This is a genomic window from Saccharomonospora sp. NPDC046836, assembly GCF_040645195.1.
Taxonomy (GTDB): Bacteria; Actinomycetota; Actinomycetes; order Mycobacteriales; family Pseudonocardiaceae; genus Prauserella_A.
The window spans coordinates 14,252-34,898 of record NZ_JBEYXW010000027.1 but is presented as its reverse complement, the minus strand read 5'-3'; the positions used below and the strand labels follow the sequence as shown (position 1 = coordinate 34,898).

The 20,647-nt window shown below is 69.7% G+C and carries 21 protein-coding genes; 12 read left to right on the top strand and 9 right to left on the bottom strand.

Features of this window, described 5'->3' with window-relative positions; translation table 11 throughout:
• Positions 1 to 9: 9 nt before the first annotated feature.
• Complete coding sequence (locus ABZ863_RS25760; protein ID WP_358540394.1) at positions 10 to 369, top strand: DoxX family protein; 360 nt, start codon at positions 10 to 12, stop codon at positions 367 to 369.
• A 115-nt stretch (positions 370 to 484) separates the two neighbouring features.
• On the opposite strand, the gene ABZ863_RS25755 is transcribed toward ABZ863_RS25760, so the two are convergent.
• Positions 485 to 1,066: an HAD family phosphatase gene (locus ABZ863_RS25755; protein ID WP_358540391.1), complete on the bottom strand. Its 582-nt coding sequence runs from the start codon at positions 1,064 to 1,066 to the stop codon at positions 485 to 487.
• Positions 1,063 to 2,028, bottom strand: a complete 966-nt coding sequence (locus ABZ863_RS25750) for a GntG family PLP-dependent aldolase (RefSeq protein ID WP_358540544.1) — start codon at positions 2,026 to 2,028, stop codon at positions 1,063 to 1,065. Before ABZ863_RS25750 ends, ABZ863_RS25755 begins: the two co-directional genes overlap by 4 nt.
• Positions 2,029 to 2,232: 204 nt before the next feature.
• Here ABZ863_RS25750 and ABZ863_RS25745 point away from each other — a divergent pair, with 204 nt between their 5' ends.
• The 5 genes from ABZ863_RS25745 (at position 2,233) to ABZ863_RS25725 (ending at position 6,252) form a co-directional block, all read left to right on the top strand.
• Positions 2,233 to 2,742, top strand: coding sequence for a SigE family RNA polymerase sigma factor (locus ABZ863_RS25745; protein WP_358540389.1), 510 nt, complete (start codon positions 2,233 to 2,235; stop codon positions 2,740 to 2,742).
• On the top strand, positions 2,735 to 3,412 hold the full coding sequence (locus ABZ863_RS25740; protein WP_358540387.1) for a hypothetical protein: 678 nt from the start codon (positions 2,735 to 2,737) through the stop codon (positions 3,410 to 3,412). The genes ABZ863_RS25745 and ABZ863_RS25740 overlap by 8 nt, the downstream gene beginning before the upstream one ends.
• A 25-nt stretch (positions 3,413 to 3,437) precedes the next feature.
• Complete coding sequence (locus ABZ863_RS25735) at positions 3,438 to 4,016, top strand: TetR family transcriptional regulator (protein WP_358540385.1); 579 nt, start codon at positions 3,438 to 3,440, stop codon at positions 4,014 to 4,016.
• Positions 4,017 to 4,069: 53 nt separating this feature from the next.
• A complete protein-coding gene (gene purB, locus ABZ863_RS25730) occupies positions 4,070 to 5,497 on the top strand; it encodes an adenylosuccinate lyase (protein ID WP_358540382.1) in 1,428 nt (475 codons plus the stop codon).
• Between the two features lie 74 nt (positions 5,498 to 5,571).
• A complete protein-coding gene (locus ABZ863_RS25725) occupies positions 5,572 to 6,252 on the top strand; it encodes a DUF2334 domain-containing protein (RefSeq protein WP_358540380.1) in 681 nt (226 codons plus the stop codon).
• Here ABZ863_RS25725 and ABZ863_RS25720 read toward each other — a convergent pair.
• Complete coding sequence (locus ABZ863_RS25720; protein ID WP_358540378.1) at positions 6,215 to 6,850, bottom strand: MBL fold metallo-hydrolase; 636 nt, start codon at positions 6,848 to 6,850, stop codon at positions 6,215 to 6,217. The genes ABZ863_RS25725 and ABZ863_RS25720 overlap by 38 nt on opposite strands.
• A gap of 62 nt (positions 6,851 to 6,912) precedes the next feature.
• Between ABZ863_RS25720 and ABZ863_RS25715 the strand changes: the two genes are divergently transcribed.
• From ABZ863_RS25715 to purQ, 4 genes are all read left to right on the top strand, one after another.
• Positions 6,913 to 8,382 carry an aldehyde dehydrogenase family protein gene (locus ABZ863_RS25715; protein WP_358540376.1) on the top strand — a complete coding sequence of 490 codons (1,470 nt, stop codon included), beginning with the start codon at positions 6,913 to 6,915 and terminating at the stop codon, positions 8,380 to 8,382.
• Positions 8,383 to 8,470: 88 nt separating this feature from the next.
• Complete coding sequence (locus ABZ863_RS25710) at positions 8,471 to 9,052, top strand: hypothetical protein (protein WP_358540374.1); 582 nt, start codon at positions 8,471 to 8,473, stop codon at positions 9,050 to 9,052.
• Between the two features lie 181 nt (positions 9,053 to 9,233).
• Positions 9,234 to 9,473, top strand: a complete 240-nt coding sequence (gene purS, locus ABZ863_RS25705) for a phosphoribosylformylglycinamidine synthase subunit PurS (protein ID WP_358540372.1) — start codon at positions 9,234 to 9,236, stop codon at positions 9,471 to 9,473.
• Entirely contained in the window at positions 9,470 to 10,150 is a 681-nt protein-coding gene (gene purQ, locus ABZ863_RS25700) for a phosphoribosylformylglycinamidine synthase subunit PurQ (protein ID WP_358540370.1), read from the top strand. Before purS ends, purQ begins: the two co-directional genes overlap by 4 nt.
• Before the next feature lie 22 nt (positions 10,151 to 10,172).
• Here purQ and ABZ863_RS25695 read toward each other — a convergent pair whose 3' ends face one another.
• Together ABZ863_RS25695 and ABZ863_RS25690 are read right to left on the bottom strand one after the other, a co-directional pair.
• Positions 10,173 to 11,909, bottom strand: coding sequence for an ABC transporter ATP-binding protein (locus ABZ863_RS25695; RefSeq protein WP_358540368.1), 1,737 nt, complete (start codon positions 11,907 to 11,909; stop codon positions 10,173 to 10,175).
• Positions 11,900 to 13,522: an ABC transporter ATP-binding protein gene (locus tag ABZ863_RS25690; RefSeq protein WP_358540366.1), complete on the bottom strand. Its 1,623-nt coding sequence runs from the start codon at positions 13,520 to 13,522 to the stop codon at positions 11,900 to 11,902. Before ABZ863_RS25690 ends, ABZ863_RS25695 begins: the two co-directional genes overlap by 10 nt.
• A 65-nt stretch (positions 13,523 to 13,587) precedes the next feature.
• Between ABZ863_RS25690 and purL the strand changes: the two genes are divergently transcribed.
• A complete protein-coding gene (gene purL / locus ABZ863_RS25685) occupies positions 13,588 to 15,891 on the top strand; it encodes a phosphoribosylformylglycinamidine synthase subunit PurL (protein ID WP_358540364.1) in 2,304 nt (767 codons plus the stop codon).
• 9 nt (positions 15,892 to 15,900) lie between these two features.
• On the opposite strand, the gene ABZ863_RS25680 is transcribed toward purL, so the two are convergent.
• A complete protein-coding gene (locus ABZ863_RS25680; RefSeq protein WP_358540363.1) occupies positions 15,901 to 16,974 on the bottom strand; it encodes a pentapeptide repeat-containing protein in 1,074 nt (357 codons plus the stop codon).
• 181 nt (positions 16,975 to 17,155) lie between these two features.
• Positions 17,156 to 17,704 carry an N-acetyltransferase family protein gene (locus ABZ863_RS25675; protein WP_358540361.1) on the bottom strand — a complete coding sequence of 183 codons (549 nt, stop codon included), beginning with the start codon at positions 17,702 to 17,704 and terminating at the stop codon, positions 17,156 to 17,158.
• Positions 17,705 to 17,717: 13 nt separating this feature from the next.
• On the opposite strand from ABZ863_RS25675, the gene ABZ863_RS25670 reads away from it, so the two are divergent.
• A complete protein-coding gene (locus ABZ863_RS25670) occupies positions 17,718 to 18,314 on the top strand; it encodes an XRE family transcriptional regulator (protein WP_358540359.1) in 597 nt (198 codons plus the stop codon).
• A gap of 6 nt (positions 18,315 to 18,320) precedes the next feature.
• Here ABZ863_RS25670 and ABZ863_RS25665 read toward each other — a convergent pair whose 3' ends face one another.
• Positions 18,321 to 19,391, bottom strand: coding sequence for a hypothetical protein (locus ABZ863_RS25665; protein WP_358540357.1), 1,071 nt, complete (start codon positions 19,389 to 19,391; stop codon positions 18,321 to 18,323).
• 192 nt (positions 19,392 to 19,583) lie between these two features.
• On the bottom strand, positions 19,584 to 20,489 hold the full coding sequence (locus ABZ863_RS25660; RefSeq protein ID WP_358540355.1) for a lysozyme: 906 nt from the start codon (positions 20,487 to 20,489) through the stop codon (positions 19,584 to 19,586).
• Positions 20,490 to 20,647 lie beyond the last annotated feature (158 nt).

The following is a 20,647-nucleotide window of genomic DNA, read 5'->3' as shown; positions in this document are numbered from 1 at the left end:
ACACCGTCGATGTCGATCGTCATCGGGGTGCTGTCCCTCCTGCTGACGGCGGCATTCCTGAGTGCTGGTGGCGCACGGCTGATCGGTGCCGAGCCGCTACGCTCCTACGCCACACACCTCGAGGTGTCCCCGCGGGCCAACAAGGCCGTGGGGGCGATCGAGCTCGCGGCCGCCGCCGGGCTGATCGTCGGCTTCTGGTTCCGGCCAGCAGCGTTCGCCGCCTCGATCGGCCTGGTCGTGCTGATGGTCGGCACGGTGGTGCGGCACGTGCGGATCGGCGATCCAGCCGCCGCCGTCGCCCCCGCCGCAACTCTGGGGGTACTGGCCGTCGCCAACGCCGTTCTCCTAGGCCTCGCCGGAGCCGTATAACGACGTTTCCCCAAGGCCACCTTTTGCGAACACGGCGGCGCGCAGCGTCTCCGTCTGGGTGGCGGTGGGAGACGGGTGGGCGCATTGAACGCGACCAAGGTGGCCTTGGGGGCGCTTACAACAGTTCCGCCGCGGCTGCGGTTCCCTGCCACAGCTGGGCGCGTAGGCCCGCGGCCCTGGCGCCGTCGATGTTGACCTGCCGGTCGTCGAAGAACAGGCAGTCCGGCGGCTCCGCGCCCAGCCGGGACACGAGCAGCTCGAAGATCGCCGCATCGGGTTTGGCCAGTCCGACGTCGCCGGAGAACAGCAGCTCGCGAAAATGCCGGGTCCACGGCTGGAGCTCGGCGAACCGCGCGAACGACGCCGGCGCGTTGGACAGCAGTGCCAGCGCGGTGCCCGCCTCCGCCAACGCTGCCAGCAGCTCCGGCATCGCCGGATCGACCTCTGCCCAGCCCGCGATGTCCAGCCGCGTCAGCTCCGCCGACACGGCCTCGTCCACGGTCACGCCAACGGCGTCGCCCACCACCCGCCAGTAGGGCAGGTCGCCTGAACCCCGGTCGTAGGCGTCGCGGTGGGTCCAGTACGCGGGCTCGAAATCGGCGAGTGGCACCCCGAGCACGTCGGCCAGCCGCGGTAGCGCGGTCGTCCGCGTGGAGATCACCTCGCCGTAGTCGAAGACCACCCAGCTGCGCGTCACCGCCCACCGGCCTTGATGCGGCCCAGCGCCTCCTTGACGTCGGCTGCCGAGACATCGCGGTGCGTCACGAAGCGCACCTTGCCCGCCATCGGCAGCGTCAGGATGCCGAGGCCGCGCAGTGAGTCCAGCGTCAGCAGCACGTCCGGCACGGTGGCGAGCACGATGTTGGTCTGCGGCTCGCTCACCTCCCAGCCGAACTCGCGCAGCCCCGCCGCGAGCGCCCTGGCATTGGCGTGGTCGGTGGCGAGATCGCCGATCCGGTCCAGTGCGAGCAGCCCCGCGGCGGCGAGGATCCCGCCCTGGCGGACGCCGCCGCCGAGCATCTGGCGCATACGGCGGGCCTGCTCGACGAACTCGGCGCTGCCAGCCACGACCGAGCCCACCGGGGCACCCAGCCCCTTGCTGAAGCAGGCCGACACCGTGTCGACGCCGACGGTGAGCGCGGCCGGGGGCAGCCCCAGCCCCACTGCCGCGTTCCACAGGCGGGCGCCGTCGAGGTGCACGCGCAGGCCCACGTCCCGCGCCGCGGCGACGAGCTGTGCGTGCTCGTCCGGCTGTGTGATCGCCCCGCCTGCCGCGTTGTGGGTGTTCTCCAGGCAGAGCAGCGTCGTGCGCAGCGTGTAGTACGGGCCGCTGCGGCTACCGGCAGCTGCCCGGATGGCCTGCGGTGATGGCCTACCCGGCCCGGCGTCGTGCTCGAGGGGATCGGGCATGCCGCCGGCGAGCCACGCCGCCGAGCCGAGCTCGTTGACCAGCACGTGCGCGTTGCGCGGCGCGAGGAACCGGTCACCGCGGCGCAGGTGCACCGACAGAGCGATCAGGTTCGCCATCGTGCCGCTCGGCGTCCAGAGCGCCGCCTCCATGCCGAGCACGGCCGCCGATCTTTCCTCCAGCTGCCGGATCGTGGGGTCGACGTCGATGACGTTGTCGCCGACGTCGGCGCTCGCCATGGCCGCCCGCATCTGGTCATCGGGCCGGGTGAGCGTGTCCGAACGGAAGTCGATAGGCGAAGTTGCCGCGGAGGTCACGGTCCGATCACATCACATCGTTAGTTGCTCTCACAACAGAGCCGTCAGCGCGCGCGAGCTCATCCGGACATGCAACCGTGGAGCCCGGCTTTTCCGTCCTGACTATTCGACAACACAACCGACCGGAGAACCAACCGCGTGGACCACCGCGACGAGCAAGCGTTCGCGGAGTACTTCGCTGCGAAGCGGGACTCCGTGCGCCGGACCGCGTACCTGCTCTGCGGTGACTGGCACCGGGCCGACGATCTGGCGCAGACGGCGTTCGTCGCATTGCACCGCAAGTGGCGCAAGATCCGCGACCGTACCGCCCTCGATGCCTACGTCCGGACCACCCTGGTGCGGGCGACCATTGACGAGTCACGGCGGCCGTGGCGGCGCGAGCGGCAGTCCGACGAGCTGCCCGAACGGCCGCAGGCGGAGCCCCCGCTCGCCGACCGGGTCGCGACCAGGGAGGACCTGTTGGCGGGGCTGCGCAAGGTGCCACCGCGCCAGCGCGCGGTGCTGGTGCTGCGCTACTTCGAGGGCCTCGACGTCAGCGGTGTCGCGCAGGCCCTCGGGTGCAGCGAGGGAAACGTCAAGAGCCAGACCGCGCGTGGGCTGGCCAACCTGCGCACCGTGCTCGGCGAGGAGGTGGAGACACATGGATGAGCGTGAGCTGACTGAGCTGTTCCGGGATGCGCCGGGCGAGCCGCCCCCGCCGCGGTTCGGCCTCGCCGAGGTCACGACCGCATCCCGCAGGGCCGGCGTCCGGCGCCGGTCCCTGCTTGCCGGCGTCGCGTGCGCCGTCGTGGTGCTGGGCGGCGCAGCAGGCGCGGCGGGCGTATTGCTGAGTGGTAGTGGTGGAAGCAACGAACAGACGACCGCGGCGGCACCCGCGCACGGCGCCGCGCAACCAGGCGAGTCCCCGGAACGTCTCCCCCAGACACAGAGCTTCCCGGAGCCCGGGCCGAAGCAGGGCGGCACGGCGGACGGGGAGCGCACCCTCGGGTGCGACAAGGTCGACCGGGAGCTCGCCACTGCCCTCGCTGGCGAGCTCCCGGTCGCCGCTGCGACCACGGCCGGGCCAGGCCGCAGTTGTCCGACGGGTACGAGCACCGCGGGGTTCCAGCTGGACGGCGGCACGGTCACGGCCGTGCTCGCCCCGCGCGGCCTGGATGTGCCACTGCCAGGGCAACCGCAGGGCAGTGAGGTCGCCCAGCAGGCCACGGCGAGCGGTGGCACGATTTTCGTGATCAGCACCCCGGCGGCCGGTTCGGCGGAGGCGCCGCTTGCCGCTGAGCTCGACCGCATCGCCTCGGCGCTGGCTGCTCGGTTCTGAGTTCCAGGTGGCACACTCTCCGCACATGACGTCAGCAGCGAGCACGCCGAAAGGGGAACGCCGCCGTGCGGCGCTCATCAGCGCTGCCGCCGAGCTGCTCGTCGAGGGTGGGTTCGACGCGATCCGTCATCGCGCCGTCGCCGAGCGTGCAGGGCTGCCGCTGGCGTCGACCACCTACTACTTCGACTCGCTCGACGACCTCATCGCCGCCGCCGCGGAGCACCACGCACGTTCCGAGCTGGCGCGTGGTCACGCGCAGCTGGAGCGGCTGAGCACCGAGCACCGTGGGGTGGACAACCTCATCGAGCTGGTGCTGGACCAGCTGCTCGGCGAGGACCCGGACTACGAGGCCGTGCTGCTGCGTTACGAACGGCTGGTGGCCACCGGACGGCGGCCCTACCTCCGCCCGCTCATGCGCACCCTCGCCGGCGAGCTGCGGGAGCTGCTCACACAGATCTTCGCGCGCTCCGGGGTGGACATCGACCAGCGTCGGCTGGATCAGCTGATCGCGCTGGTCGACGGTGCCGTGGTCAACGCGTTGATCGAGGTCGATCCCGACCCGCGCGCCGCGGCCGCCCGGATGCTGCGTGACGTACTCGGCTGAGCGGGCGGCATGCGGCGCAGGCAGGACCTGGCCCGCCGGTTAGCCTGGCTGGTGTGACCGACAAGCCCAGCATTCCGAACGTTCTCGCCGCCCGGTATGCCTCGCCCGAGCTCGTGGCCCTGTGGTCGCCGGAGTACAAGGTCGAGTTGGAACGCGAGCTGTGGCTTGCGGTGCTCAAGGCACAGGCCGAACTCGGGGTCGACGTGCCCCAGAGCGTCATCGCCGACTACGAGCGGGCGATCGGGCAGGTCGACCTCCCCTCGATCGCCGCGCGTGAGCGGGTGACCCGGCACGACGTCAAGGCACGGATCGAGGAGTTCAACGCGCTGGCCGGGCACGAGCACGTGCACAAGGGCATGACGTCGCGGGACCTCACCGAGAACGTCGAGCAGCTGCAGCTGCGCCGCTCGCTCGAGCTGGTGCGGACGCGCGTGGTCGCGGTGCTGGCCCGCCTCGCGACGCTCGCCACCGAACACGCCGGCCTGGTGCTGGCAGGCCGCTCACACAACGTCGCCGCGCAGGCGACGACGCTGGGCAAGCGGTTCGCCACCGCCACCGACGAGCTGCTGGTGGCGTTCGAGCGCCTGGACGAGCTGATCGCCCGTTACCCGCTGCGCGGCATCAAGGGCCCCGTCGGCACCGCACAGGACATGCTCGACCTGCTCGGTGACCGCGCCCGGCTCGCCGAGCTGGAGTCGCGGGTGGCAGCGCATCTCGGGTTCTCGCAGGTGTTCACCAGCGTCGGGCAGGTGTACCCGCGGTCGCTGGACTTCGACGTGCTGTCGGCGCTGGTACAGGTGGCTGCCGCGCCGTCGAACCTTGCAACGACGATCCGGCTGATGGCGGGGCACGAGCTGGTGACCGAGGGGTTCCAGCCGGGCCAGGTCGGCTCGTCGGCCATGCCGCACAAGATGAACACGCGCTCGTGCGAGCGGGTCAACGGGCTCGCTGTGGTGCTGCGCGGGTACCTGTCGATGATCGGCGAGCTGGCGGGCGACCAGTGGAACGAGGGCGACGTGTCCGACTCGGTGGTCCGCCGGGTCGCACTGCCCGACGCGTTCTTCGCGCTGGACGGACTGCTGGAGACGTTCCTCACCGTGCTCGGCGAGTTCGGTGCCTTCCCCGCCGTCATCGACCGTGAGCTGGGCCGGTACCTGCCGTTCCTGGCGACCACGAAGGTGCTGATGGCAGCGGTGCGGGCCGGGGTCGGCAGGGAGACCGCCCACGAGGCGATCAAGGAGAACGCGGTGGCGGTGGCGCTCGCGATGCGCGCGGGGCAGGCCGGCAACGACCTTCTGGACCGGCTCGCCGCGGACGAGCGCCTACCGCTCGATCGTGCCGGGCTCGACGCGCTGCTGGCCGACCCGCTGTCGTTCACGGGCACGGCGGCCGGGCAGGTCGAGGCCGTGGCAGGCAGGGTCGAGCAGGTCCTCAAGCGGTTCCCGGAGGCCGCCAAGTACCAGCCGAGCCCGATCCTCTGACGTCGGTGCCGGTTTCACCCGGCTCTCATCTCGAGGCCAGCGGCCGGTAAACCGCGTCGGGCGTAATGGAGGGCGTGGCCACCTCCCTGCTGGTGTCGCTGTCCGGGGCCACCGCCCGGACGTTGCACCGCTGCGCGGACCTGACCGCCGAGCTCGACAAGCGCGGCGTGCCGTTGTCGATCCTGTTCGCCCCGAGCGCCGAGGCCGGCTCCCCGCTGGTGGCCGACTGGGTTCGCGCGCGGGTGCGCTGGGGTGACGCGGTGCTGCTGCACGGCTACGACCAGCGGGTCAGGGCCGAGTTCGCCTCGCTGCCTGCACATGAGGCGCGGTTGCGCCTCATCGCGGCCACCGCCGGGATGGAACGGTCCGGCGTGCGCACGACGGCGTTCGCTCCGCCGCGCTGGCGAGTCTCGCAGGGCACGCTCGAAGCGTTGCGGGAGCGCGGGTTCTCGCTGTGTGCGGACCTGTCGTGTGTACGTGACCTGCGCGATGGGACGGTGCTGCGTGCGCGGGTGCAGGGCTTCGGCAGCCAGTACCAGCTCACCGAGACGGTGCGTTGCTTCACGTTCGTGCTCGGTGCGGCCAGGGCCGCCCGGCGGGGCGGCCTGGTCCGGCTCGGCGTCGACACCCGCGATCTGGAGCGGCCCGGCAGGCGGCAGGCGCTGCTGGACGCGATCGATGTCGCGCTGGAGAACGACGCCACCGGCCGGACCTACCTCACAGCTGCACCGTCTCGCCTCGGGGTAACACCCTGACCTCGGTGCCGTTGGGCGCGAGGTTGGTGAACAGGCCGTAGTGCATGGCGGGCCTCGCCAGCACCGCCTCGTGGATCGGCACCGCCAGCCGTGGAGCCACGGTCCGCAGGTAGTCAACGGCTTCGCCTGCTTTGAGCCACGGTGCGGCCGTCGGCAGGCCGAGGACGTCGATCCGTTGCTGCGGAACGAAAAACGAGTCACCCGGGTGGTAGAAGGCCCCGTGGTCGATGACGAAGCCGACATTGGGGACCACCGGGACGTCGGGATGGATCGTGGCGTGCTGGCCGCCGACGACGTTCACGGCCATGCCGCCGAGGTCGAACGCATCGCCGGGCTGGACGGTGTGGGATGGCAGGCCCAGCTTCTCGACGGTGTCGGTCGTGCCGGCGTCGGTGATGAGCTGCGCACCCGGATTGGCTGCCAGCAGTGCGGGCAGCTTCTCCGTGTCGATGTGGTCGTAGTGCTGGTGCGTGATGAGGACCGCGTCCAGTTCCCGCAGTGTCTCGAACCCGCTGGAGAACGCGCCGGGATCGATGAGGATGCGGGCGGCGCCGGTCTCAACCAGCACACAAGAATGTCCGAAGTGGACGATTTGCATGGCTTGCCCTCCCGTGTAGTTGGCAGATTGCCAGCAATGGCACCGGGTCGTACGCTGGCCCTATGACCACTGTGCACGCAGTTGAGACGTTCGACTCGCTCAACCCGGCAACGGACGAGGTGATCGGCACCTATCCGGTGCACAGTGCCGATGAGGTCCAGGCCGCCGTCGACCGCGCTCGGGCGGCAGCGCGCTGGTGGGAGTCGCTGGGTTTCGCCGGGCGCGCCGAGCGACTCGCCCGCTGGCGGGGCAGCCTGGCGCGCCGGCTGCCCGAGCTGTGCGAGCTGGTCAGCAGGGAGACCGGCAAGCCCGCCGGTGACGCCCAGCTGGAGATCGTGCTGGCGATCGAGCACCTGGCCTGGGCGGGCAAGCAGGCACGCAAGGTGCTCGGCACGCAGCGCCGTGCACCGGGTCTGCTGCTGTCGAACCAGGCGGCCACCGTCGAGTACCAGCCGCTCGGCGTGATCGGGGTGATCGGGCCGTGGAACTACCCTGTCTACACGCCGCTCGGCTCGATCGCGTACGCACTCGCCGCCGGTAACGCGGTGGTGTTCAAGCCGAGCGAGTACACCCCCGGCGTCGGTACCTGGCTGGTCGATACCTTCGCCGAGGCGGTGCCGGAGTACCCGGTGCTGCAACTGGTCACCGGTTTCGGCGCCACGGGCGCCGCACTCGCCCGCTCCGGCGTCGACAAGATCGCCTTCACCGGCTCGACCGCGACGGGCAAGAAGGTCATGGCCGCCGCGGCCGAGACGCTGACCCCCGTGGTGATCGAGGCCGGGGGCAAGGACCCACTCCTCGTCGACGCCGATGCCGACCTCGATGCGGCCGCGGACGCGACGGTGTGGGGCGCGTTCTCCAACGCAGGTCAGACCTGTGCCGGTGTCGAACGGGTCTATGTGCACCAGGGCGTCTACGACGCGTTCGTGGCCAAGGTGGTGGAGCGGGCGAAGAAGGTCAGCGCAGGCGCCGACTACGGCCCCATGACGATGCCGACGCAGCTGGAGGTGGTGCGCACGCACATCCTCGACGCGCTCGCCCGCGGCGGACGCGCGCTGGTCGGTGGCAAGGACGCGGTGGGCGATCGCTACGTGCAGCCGACCGTGCTCGTCGACGTGCCGGAGGACTCCGCGGCCGTGCGCGAGGAGACGTTCGGCCCGACCGTCACCATTGCCAAGGTCGCGGATATGGACGAGGCGATCGAGAAGGCCAACGACTCCGTCTACGGGCTGGGCTCGACGGTCTTCGCCAAGCGGCGCGGGCTCGAGCTGGCGCGGCGGCTGCGCACCGGGCAGACGGCGATCAATGCGCCGCTGTCGTTCGCGGGTATCGCCTCGTTGCCGTTCGGTGGCCGTGGCGACTCGGGTTTCGGCCGGATCCACGGGCCCGAGGGGTTGCGGGAGTTCGCCCGGCCGAAGGCGATCGCCCGCCAGCGGTTCACCGTGCCGCTGCGGCTGACGACCTTCCCACGTTCTCCGCGGACCGACGCGCTCGTCGGCAAGCTCATCGCCACGCTGCACGGCCGCCGCTAGCGGGCGGCACTTTCCCCGAACCGCTCCCCGCCAGGTCGACCGCGTGCTATGAACGACCCGGTCGTTTCCTGACGCGAGGGGGAACCGGATGAGCCAGCCGGGTCAGGGTTGGTACCAGCAGCAACCGCCGTACCCGCAGCAGCCCTACGGATACGGGTACGGGCCACCGCCCGGGTACGGCTACCCGCACAAGCCGAGCACCGCGATGGCCTATGTGGCGGCCGGCCTTTTCGTACCGGTGATCGCCTTCACCTACATCGTCGTGGCGATCTCCTGGGACGGAACGCCCGAAAGTGAAGGGGATCTCCACGCGCTGGTCTCCGTTCTCGGTGTCGCCTTCTCCGACGACATCACCGGCAATGTCGACTTCGCGATCACCCTCAGCATGATCTTCGCGTCCGTGACCACGCTCTTCGCCGTGCTGCTGGCCTGCCGGCTGCGTGCTGTGCGCTGGGTTCTCGTGTACCTCGCGGCCAACGCCGTCCTCTACTACCTCTACGCGATCACGGACCTGCTTTCCAACGAGGCCGGGGACTACGTCCTGCTGCCGATCGTCGCGCTGTTGCTCTGGGTGGTTCCGCTCGTGGTCGCCACGCTGCCCGCGACGGGGCGGGCGATCCGGAGTGCCAGGCCCGCCGGGCCGCCCGTCGCCCACGGCCATTGGCAATGAGTCACCGTTGGGCCGAAGCGGCGAATCGGTCGGGGTGACGCAACGTGTGGGAATAGCGGTACGTCCTACGCATGTACTACCCACTGAAGAGTGGCACGGGGCCGAGGGGTGTCGGGGGCCTCTCGGCCCCTGAGTTACGCTCTGTGGGCATCGACCTGCGGAAATCTAGGAGCACCCTGTCGTGGCCCGAGTAGTCGTCGACGTCATGCCCAAACCCGAGATCCTCGACCCCCAAGGTCAGGCTGTCGCCGGGGCACTCCCGCGCCTGGGCTTTCACGGGGTGACCGAGGTGCGTCAGGGCAAGCACTTCGAGCTGGAAGTCGACGACTCCGTCGACGACGAGACCCTCGCCAAGATCGCGGAGGGCCTGCTGGCGAATCCGGTCATCGAGGACTGGACCATTCGGAGGATCGAGGCGTGAGCCCCCGCATCGGCGTCATCACCTTCCCCGGCACCCTGGACGATGTCGACGCCGCCCGCGCCGTCGGCTACGCCGATGCCGAGCCCGTCGCACTGTGGCATGCCGATGCCGATCTCAAGGGCGTCGACGCGGTCATCGTGCCCGGCGGATTCTCCTACGGTGACTACCTGCGCTGTGGTGCGATCGCCCGGTTCGCCCCGGTGATGAGCTCAGTGGTCGAGGCGGCAGGCAAGGGCATGCCCGTGCTGGGCATCTGCAACGGTTTCCAGATCCTCTGTGAGGCAGGGCTGCTGCCGGGTGCGCTGGTACGCAACGAGAAGCTGCACTTCGTCTGCCGGGACCAGTGGCTGCGGGTGGAGAACAACACCACCGCGTGGAGTACCCGCTACGACGCGGGCGCGGAGGTGCTGATCCCGCTGAAGTCGGGCGAGGGTGGTTACATGGCCGACCAGGCAACGCTCGACCGGCTCGGAGGTGACGGCCGGGTGGTTTTCCGTTACGTGGGCGGCAATCCCAACGGCTCCCGCAACGACATCGCCGGCATCTGCAGTGAGAACGGCCGCGTCGTCGGGCTCATGCCGCATCCCGAGCACGCGATCGACGCGTTGACCGGTCCGTCCGACGACGGTCTCGGCGTTTTCTACTCCGCACTCGACGCACTCGTCCCCAGCGCCTGACCCGCCAGAGGTTGGGTGCTTTTCAGCCTCCGTGTGCGGCTTGGACGAGGCGGGCGTAGGGACCGTCCGCGGCGAGTAGCTCCGCATGGCTGCCGAGTTCGGTGATCCGCCCGTCCTCGACGACGGCGACCCGGTCGGCCGCGGCCGCGGTGTGCAGCCGGTGGGCGATCGCGATCACCGTGCGCCCGGCCAGCACCCGCGCCAATGTCCGTTCCAGCTCACGCGCCGACGAGGTGTCCAGCAGCGACGTCGCCTCGTCGAGCACGAGCGTGTGCGGATCGGCGAGCACCACCCGTGCCAGCGCGAGCTGCTGCGCCACCGCCGCGGGTACCGCATGCGCACCCGTGCCGAGCCCGGTGTTCAAGCCGTCCGGCAACCCCCGAGCCCACTCCAGCGCACCCGCAGCGCCGAGCGCATCGAGCAGCTGCCCGTCAGTCCAGTCACCATTGCCGGGCAGCACCAGGTTCTCGCGCAGCGTCCCACTGAACACGTGCTGCTCCTGCGTCAACAGCAGCACCTCGCCACGCAGCACGTCGTCCGGCAACGCCGAGACCTCCGCGCCACCGATCGCGACCGAGCCGCTCGTCGGTGCGGCGACCCCGGCCAGCAACCGGCCCAGCGTCGACTTGCCCGCACCGGAGGGCCCCACGACCGCAAGCCGTTCACCGCGCGAAATGCGCAGGTCGATGCCGTGCAGCACCTCCCGCCCCGCCGGGTAGGCGAAACGCACTTCGCGCAACTCGATGTCGCGGCCTGTCGGCGAGCCGCCCGTCTGAGGCCGCGGAGTGCTCCGCACACCCAGCACGCGCCGCGCCGCCGTCACCGACACCGTCAGGTCCTGCACCCACCAGAGCAGCTCGTCCAGCGGAGCCGCGAGAGCCTGGGCATACAACAACATCGTGGTGATCGTGCCGAGCTCCACCAGGTCGTGCGTGTACGCCCAGCCGCCGAGCAGCAGGATGGCGGCGATCGGCAACGCGTGGGATAGCTCGAGGCACGGGATCCACCTGGTCTCAAGCACGCGTAACCGGCGTTCGCGGCCGAGTGCCTTCTGCAGGGCGGACTCACCGAGGGTTATCCGCCTGCCGATGAGGCCGAGTGCCTCGGCTGTCCGCGCGCCCTCCGCCGTCTCGTGGGTACCGGACTGCACGGCCGACCAGGCGTCGAGCATCCGCTCGTTCTCCGGTGGTGCGGCGCGCCAGTACCACCGCGTCGGCCACAGCAGCACCGGCACGGCCACCAGCAGCCCGAGCGCGAGCAGCGGCGAGGTGATCACCATCGCGACGACGGTGAGTAGCACGGTGATCGTCGCGATCGTGATCTCCGGCACCGCGTTGCGGGTCGCGTGGTCGACGCGCTCGAGGTCCGAGGTAGCCCTGCTGAGCAGGTCACCGGTGCCGGCTGCCTCGACCGTGCCCAGTGGCAGCCGCAGCGCCTCGCCGACCAGGTCCTCGCGTGTCCGCGCGAGCACGCGCTCGCCGAGCACGCCTGCGCGTACCCGCGCGACTCGCTTCAGCACGGCCTGCACCAGCAGGATGCCGACGAAGATCAGCGCGAGCAGGTCAACGCCGAACGTCGTGGCGCCGCTCGCCACCTGGTTCACCAGGTGCCCGAGGATCTGCGGTCCGGCGAGGCCGGCGACCGCCGCGAGCCCGAACAGCCCGAGTACCCACGCGAAGTCCCGGCGGTTGGCTCGCAGGGTGGTCAGCGCCCATTGGCGTGCGTCGGCTCGGGTGGCCAGCGGAAGCTTCAGCTGCACAGTGTCACGACCTCGTCCGCGACCGCGGCCCACAGGGGGCTCTGACTGAACACGACCGTCGTCCTGCCCCGGCGCAGGGTCGCGACCCGCTCGGTGATCCGGGCCTCGGTGTGGGCGTCGACGGCCGAGGTCGGCTCGTCGAGGAGCAGCACATCGGCATCGGTGGCCAGCGACCGCGCGAGGCTCAGCCGTTGCCGCTGCCCACCCGAGATCTCCCGGCCACGCTCACCGAGCCGCTCGGCGAGGCCGTCAGGCAACGCATCGAGGATGTCGTGCGCGTCGGCCGCCCACAGCGCCGTCTCGACCGGCACTTCGCTCGGCCGCGCCGGAGCCACCTCGGCGCCGAGGACGCCGGAGAACCACAGGTCCTGGTTGTGCGCATACACCACCCTGGCGCGTAGCTCGGCCAGCGCGACCCGGTTCACGGGGATGCCGGAGAGCAACACAGGTTGAGTGCTGTCGGTGAAGCGCGCCAGGCGTGAGGCGAGCGCCTCACCTGCCGGACCGGCGTCGATGACCGTGAGCTTGCCCGCCACAGCGGTGAACCCGGTTTCGGCGTCGTGGGGTTCCAGCGGTCCATCGGGCAGCGTCACCGGCGCTGCCGGCTCGGCGAGCAGCGGGCGCAGGTTGAGGATCCGGCACGCCCTGCGCGCGCCGACGAACGCCGCCGTCCACACCCCCGCGGCCTCCGTGGCCGTGCTGACCGGAATCACCAGGAATGCCGAGGCGCCGTAGAAGGCGACGAGCTCGCCGACCGTGATGGTGCCGGACATGGCCAGGCGTGCGCCGAGCCAGGTGATGACCACCGTGACCAGACCGGGCAGCAGTACCTCGGCGCCCACGAGCCACGATTCGCTGCGCGCCACGGCCACGCCGGTGCTGCGCACCCGCTGGCTCGCCGCGCGGAACCGGTCGAGGAACTGCCGTTCTCCACCGATGCCACGCAGGATGCGGAGTCCGGACACGATGTCGGCGCCCAGTGCGTTCACCGCCGCGCGCTGCTCGCGTTGCGCGTCGATCTTGCGCTGCAACGGCGCGATCAGCGGACCGATTCCGGCGACGGCCAGTGGCACGCCGATCAGGGCGACCGTGCCCAGCAGTGGCGAGTAGCCGAGCAGCACGACGCCGACCGTGAGGAACGCCACGATCGAGCCAACGACCCTGCCGAGGACCTCGTAGGCGTTGCCGATCTTGTTGATGTCGGCCGAGGTGATCGCGAGCACCTCGCCGGTCGTCGTCTGCTGGCGCAACGCCGCGCCGAGACGGGCGGAGTGCGCCGTCACCAGGCGTTGTGTTGCCGACGCTCCGTGCAGCCACATGCCGAAGGCGAGGAAACTCAGCGTGCTCCCGCACACCGCCTGCGCAAGGCCGATACCGACGATCACGCCCACGAGTGCGAGCAGCGCCGAGGTGTCAGTGCCCGCGATGCCCGCGTCGATGGCCTGGCCGACGGCCAGCGGCAGCAGCGCCCCGGGGACGAGCCACAGTGCGCCGAAAACTGTGGCGCCGGTGGCCAGCCATGGGCGGCTGCGCAGTACGGCGCGGAGGAACCCGGCCGGCGTCGGATGCTCAGGGAGCCGTACCGCCGGGGCCGGATAGAGCTTTTCGGGCACGTCGCCCAACGTTACGAATGACCTGCGGCGATGGCGACCGATTTTCCCCGGCTACCCTGGTGTCCGTGGCACACCCTGACGTCGAAACGCCGGTCATCGACACCACCGCACACGCCGCGGAGACACCTGACCTTCCGCAGCCCTACCTCGAACTCGGCCTCGCCGATGACGAGTACGCGCGAATCCGCGAGATCCTCGGTCGCAGGCCGACCGATGCCGAGCTCGCCATGTACTCGGTGATGTGGAGCGAGCACTGCTCGTACAAGTCGTCCAAGAGGCACCTCGCTTACTTCGGCGAGACCACGACCCAGGAGATGCAGGCGAAGATGCTCGCCGGCATCGGGGAGAACGCCGGTGTGGTCGACGTCGGCGATGGCTGGGCGGTCACGTTCAAGGTGGAGAGCCACAACCATCCGTCCTATGTGGAGCCTTACCAGGGCGCGGCAACGGGTGTCGGCGGTATCGTCCGAGACATCCTGGCCATGGGCGCGCGCCCGCTGGCCGTCGCCGACCCGCTGCGGTTCGGCCCCGCCGACGCGCCGGACACCCGCCGGGTGCTGCCGGGTGTCGTGGCCGGTATCGCCGGCTACGGCAACTGCCTCGGCCTGCCCAACATCGGTGGCGAGGTCGTGTTCGACTCGAGCTACGCGGGTAACCCGCTGGTGAACGCACTGTGCGTGGGTGCGATGCGGGTGGAGGATCTGCATCTGGCGCACGCGTCCGGCACCGGCAACAAGATCATCCTGTTCGGTGCGCGCACCGGGCTCGACGGCATCGGCGGCGTCTCCGTGCTCGCGAGCGACTCCTTCTCCGGCGACGAGACCGCGGGCGGCCGCAAGAAGCTGCCGAGCGTGCAGGTCGGCGACCCGTTCACCGAGAAGGTCCTCATCGAGTGTTGCCTCGAGCTGTTCGCGAAGAAGCTGGTCGTCGGCATCCAGGACCTCGGCGGAGCCGGCCTGTCGTGTGCCACCTCCGAGCTGGCCGCGGCCGGTGACGGTGGCATGTACATCGATCTCGACCGGGTTCCCCTGCGTGCCAAGGGAATGACCGCCGCGGAGATCCTCTCCAGTGAGTCGCAGGAGCGGATGTGCGCCGTGGTTGCTCCGTCCGATGTGGACGCCTTCATGGCTGTGTGCCGCAAGTGGGACGTCATCGCCACCGAGATCGGTGAGGTCACCGACGGCGACCGGCTGGTGATCAGCTGGCGCGGGGAGACCGTGGTCGACGTTCCGCCGCGCACCGTCGCGCATCAGGGTCCCGTCTACGACCGCCCCTACGCAAGGCCTGCCACGCAGGACGCCGTGCAGGCGGACACCCCCGCCTCGCTGCCTCGTCCGTCCACTCCGGACGAACTGCGCGAGACGGTGCTGAAGCTGATCTCCTCGCCGAACCTGGCGTCCAAGGAATGGGTCACCCAGCAGTACGACCGCTACGTGCGGGGCAACACCGTGCTCGCACAGCCCGCCGACTCCGGGGTGATCCGGATCGACGAGTCGACCGGTCGCGGTGTCGCCGTGTCGACCGACTGCAACAGCCGGTTCGTCTACCTGGACCCCTACGCGGGCACGCAGCTGGCGCTTGCCGAGGCCTACCGCAACGTCGCGGCGGGTGGTGCGCTGCCGGTAGCGGTGACGAACTGCCTCAACTTCGGAGCGCCGACCGACCCGGGCGTGATGTGGCAGTTCGAGCGGGCCGTGCACGGGCTGGCCGACGGCTGTGCGCAGCTCGGCGTCCCGGTCACCGGTGGCAACGTCAGCTTCTACAACCAGACCGGGGACACGGCCATTCTGCCGACGCCGGTCGTCGGCGTGCTGGGCGTGATCGACGATGTGAAGCGGCGCATCCCGACCGGAATCGGCGCGGAGGCAGGCGAAAGCCTGCTGCTGCTCGGCGAGACCCACGACGAGTTCGGCGGGTCGGCGTGGGCCCAGGTCATGCACGGCCACCTTGGTGGCCTGCCTCCCAAGGTCGACCTCGAGCGCGAGCGGTTGCTCGCCGAGATCCTGGTCGCCGGTTCGCGCGACGGAATGATCTCCGCGGCACACGACCTCTCCGACGGTGGCCTGGCACAGGCCATTGTGGAGATGGTCCTGATTGGACAGTGTGGTGCGCGGCTGGTGCTCGACCAGGATTCCGACCCGTTCGTGCAGTTGTTCTCCGAGTCGGCCGGTCGCGTGCTGGTCGCCGTGCCGCGCTCGGAGGAGCTGCGGTTCACCGAGATGTGCAGCGCGCGGGGCCTGCCGTGGCGCAAGACCGGTGTGGCCGACCCGGAGTCCGGCGCGCTGGAGATCCAGGACGTGACGACCTTCGGCCTCGACGAGCTGCGTTCCGCGTGGGAAGGCACGCTTCCCGCGCTGTTCGAGGCCTAGGACGTCAGTCTAGGTCGTTGCCCTGGCGAGGCGTCCCGTTTCGTCGCGCTGCTCCACGACGGAGCAACCCGGCGGCAGCGCCACGGCATGCGGCCTGTCGACCACGGCACCGTCCACTGTGTACCACGGCGGGTCCGCCTTCCAGCAGAGGTCCAGCTCCGCTGCGAAGCGGGTCCGCCGTAGGTCGAGCCCCGTGCCGAACGAGGTCTGACCGAACACGGCCTCGCCGCCGAACACCGCGTCCTTGAAACTCGCCTCGCCCTGGAACGTGGTGCCGGCGAAGTCGGCGACGGAGTTGAACGTGGTCCCGCTGAACCACGCGCGCTCGTGGAACGTCGCCTGCTGGCAGCGGAAGCGTCCGGAGAGCCGGCCCGTTCCCGTGCTGGCGGCCGTGAACCACACGGGGCCGGTGAACTCACAGTCGCTGAGGTTGGTGCTGCTGTGCAGGTAGGCGTAGCGCAGGATCACGCTGCCGAGCTTGCGGCCGGACAGGTCGAGGTACTCGAGCGCGGCGCCGGTCAGATCGAGGTCGTAGCTCGGGGCGTCGGCCTTCCCAGCATCGGGCAGCAGATCAAAGATGAGGCGCTGTGCGGTGAGCCGGACCTGTAGCTCGCGCTCGGCCTCCTCGTCTGTGGGCCGGTTCTTGGCTTCGAAGCGAGGATGGGTGAACGGTCGGCGCAGGTAGGCACAGAGCACGTCGAGCACCGTCTGCGCATAGCTTGTGCGGCTGCGTGCGAGGCCGGCGAGTGCGTGCATGGCGCCCACCCGGACCTGGTCGGCGGCGTGGCCGAGTAGCTCGACCGAGCGGGCGAAGCGCTCGTCGGAGATCCGGCTGCCCTCCAGCTCATGTCGCTGGCGCTCGATGTCCTGGCGGGCTTCCTCGATCCGGCGGCGCCGGTCGTTGAGCCACAGCGCGTACAGCGCGACGACAGCACCCCCGGCGAGCCCGCCGGTGCGTAGTGCCTCGCTACTGCTTGTCCGTCCATCGGTGAGCAGCCATGCGCTGATGCTCAGCACCAGCACCACAGCGCACAGGATGGTGCCTACCAGTGGTGACTTCCAGACGATCCGCACGCGACGCATGCGGGCTATCTAAGCCGATCATGCCGCCTCCTCCGCGACTTTGCGCGCGAATGCGATCGTGTCGACAGGCCGCTCCTCACGAACCAGGGTGAGAAGGGCGCCCCGCCGCCCCGATAGCGGGTCTGCGGCAAGGCGCGCGCCTTGTGGTCGCCTTGACTGCCGCGGCTTGACACGGGTCTCCTTATGCCGTTTGCGGGGAGGGCACCAGACTCCGTTGGAGCAGCACGGTGTCCAGCCAGCGGTCGTGCTTGTAACCGACCCGCCGCAGCCTTCCTGCTTCCGTGAACCCACGGCGCCGGTGTAGCTGCAGCGACGAGGGGTCGCCGCTGTCGGCGATGACGGCGATCACCTCCTGGACGCCGGCTGCCGCGCAGCCCGCGAGGAGCGCGTCCAGTAGCGTGCCGCCGAGACCACGGCCACGTACCCCCGGCGCCAGGTAGATCGAATCCTCCACCGTGCGCCGGTACGCGGGCAGCGTCCGCCACGGCGAGCAGTACGTGTAACCGGCGACCCGGCCGTCCTGTTCGGCGACCAGGAACGGCAACCCGGCCCCGATGACAGCGGCGAGCCGCTGTTGCCACTCGCCGATGGTCAGCGGTTCGAATGCGAACGTGGCGACACTGTGCTGCACGTAGTGCGCGAAGATCTCCGCGATCTCCGGCAGGTCGGCCGTCGTCGCCGCACGAAGCTGCTCGCTCGAAGCCGTTTTCTCTATAGGGGAAACATCCACTACGATAGCGTAAATGGACCTCGTGGTACTCGGCCAGCGTATTCAAGGGATCCGCCGCGACCGCGGCATGACGTTGCAGGACCTCGCCGAGGCATCGGCTGTCAGCGTGAGCATGCTGTCGGCGGTCGAGCGGGGTGACAAGGCGCCCACCGTGGTGGTACTCGACCGGATCGCGGTCGGGCTCGGCGTTCCCCTGCCGGCGCTGGTCGCCGAGCCGGATGCAGGCCGGGTGATCGTGCGCAGGGCCGCCGAGCAGGACGTCGTGGACGAGCCGGGCGGCTGGCAACGCACGATCCTCACCCCAGTAGTACCGGGGGTGAACTTCGAACTGATCTCCTCGACGCTGCCGCCGGGGTGCGAGCCGGGTACCTACCCGGCTTACGCCCCTGGCTCACACGAGTACATCGTCGTCGAGTCCGGAACGGTGGAGCTGACCATCGACGGCGACCAGACCATCGTGCTGGACGCGGGTGACTCGATCTATCTGGCCGCCGATGTCACGCTCACCTACGCCAACCGGTCCGACAGGCCATGCACCTACTACGTCGCGGCTCTCATCATGCGTCCCCGCTACGCAGGCGCACGCCTGCCGGTGCCCGGTCGGTCCTAGATGGTCCTAGATGACCGTGAAGGCGGTGATGCAGAACTCGCCGCCCATCATCGCGGCCGCGACACCGCCGTAGGCCTCCTCGCCGTTCAGGGTGCCGGTGACCGAGGCCGCGTACTGGCCCGCCGTCTCCATCGCGCTGTCGGGGGTGAGGCTCGCCGAGCCGCTCGTCGCCTCGTTGACGCTGTCCTCGCTCAGGCTCTGCGCGCCGTTGCACATCAGGCCGAACGCGGCGGAGGAGTCGCCCGCGTTCAGCGCGTCGACGAACTCCGCGATGATGCTGTCGGCCTCACTCGCACTGCCGGGGCTGCCGCTCGAGTCGGCACTGTCGGTCGAGTCGGCACCGTCGGTGGGGTAGGTGTCCGTCGAGGAACCCGGGTCGCTCCCCAGTGAGACGCTCTGCCAGCACCACTCGCCGCCGTCCTTGGCGAGCTCGCTGCTGGCGGACATCGGCTCCCCGGCCACGCTGATCGTCGCGGTCGCCGTCGCCGTGTCACCGTTCTCCGTGACATCGCCGAGCTCGGCGCGCTCGACCTGGCTGGCGTAGCCGATGACCTCGTCGATGTCGGACTCCCCGCTGGGGCACTTCAACGCCTGCAGTGCCGAGGAGTCCTGGTTGTTGAACCCGTCGATGATCTGCTGGGCCAGCGCTGTGGCCCCGCCGGTCCCTGTCTCGGTGCTCTGGTCGGCGTTCTGCTCGGTGCCGCTCGCGTTGTTGTCGTTGTCGTCGGCGAGCAGGAACCCGGGGGCAACGAATGCGGTGATCACGAATGCGATGACGACAACGGCCGCGGCCGAAAGGCCGATCCAGAGCCCGGTCTTCTTCTTCGGGGGCTGAGGGCCGTAGCCACCGCCCTGGGGGTAGCCGTACTGCTGCTGGTACTGACCGTCCTGCTGCGGGAACGCGCCGGACTGCTGGTAACCACCCTGCTGGTACTGGCCGCCATCTTGCTGTGGAAACCCGCCGGACTGCGGGTAACCACCCTGCTGTGGATAGCCACCCTGCTGCTGGTAGCCGCCTTGACCGTACGGGTTGGGCTGCTGGCCATAGGGCTGCCCAGGTTGAGGTGGATACGTCATCGTCAAACCTTCCGTCAGTCGCGGCGCTCCCCGGTGGCGCACTCGGGTAGTGGGACGCCGTCGAAGAAGGTGTGGTTCCCCCAGCCACTGCGTCGACCAGCCCGCATTGTGCCTGGTGAAAAGATCATCCGCAGCACGAGGCTCCCTCTCCGGTCGCGCTGGAGAGGGAGCCTCGCGTTTGTTCGATGTGGATCAGCCGCCGGCCAGGGCCTGGAGCCGGGTGTGGGCCCCGTTGAAGCGGTTCTGGTCGATCGGCTTGGAGGTGTGCTGCCAGAACGTGTGGAAGCTCCAGCCGTGCGGCAGTGCGCCGATGGACGTGTTGTACCTCGCTATCCACAGCGGCACGGTGTTGCCGAAGCTCTGCGCCCTACCCACGCACCTGTTCCACCAGCTGGTCGAGGTGTAGATGACCGGCCAGCGACCGGTGCGCTCGAAGTAGGTGTCGTGGAAGTCGCGGATCCACGCCGCCATGGATCGCTGGCTCTTGCCATAGCAGGCCGCGCCGTAGGGGTTGTACTCCATGTCCAGCGCACCGGGCAGCGTCTTGCCGTCATCCGACCAGCCGCCGCCGTTGTTCACGAAGTAGTTGGCCTGCGCCGCACCGGACGAGCGATTCGGCAGCGCGAAGTGGTACGCACCGCGGATCATGCCCACCCGGTACGAGCCGTTGTACTGCTGGCTGAAGTACGGGTTCTTGAAGCCGGTCCCCTCGGTCGCCTTGACGTAGGCGAACCGCTTGCCCTGGCGCCACCAGTGCCCCCAGTCCACGTTGCGCTGGTGGCCACTCACGTCGATACCCGCGAGTGTGGGCTTCGCCTGGAGGACAGCGGCGTTGAACCTCAGCAGCGGCTGCTCCCCCGTGTCATTGGTCTGTGCGGTCGAGTCATCTCCCTCGACTTTCGCGATCTGCGAGCCCATCGCGTGGTCGTACCTCTGGACGTACTCGTCGACCGACATGCTGTTGATGTACCGGGCGGCACCACCGTCCTCCTTGGTGGCGGCGCCGGCCGGGGTCAGCGCGCTGAGCAGGAGCGCGCCGGTGGAGCCGACGACGGCGGCGGTAACAACCCGCCGCCAGATTCTTCGTGCGGTGGACATTCGGCATATCCCTTCACGATCAACATTTGCCCTCGCTCCGAACGGTGTAACAGGGAACCGTTCGGGTTTCGATTGTTATCGGTAAGTCGACTGCTTGTCACTAGTTGGCATGAATTATCCGCTACAGTGGTCAATTCCGGGGGTGAAAAATACCTGGT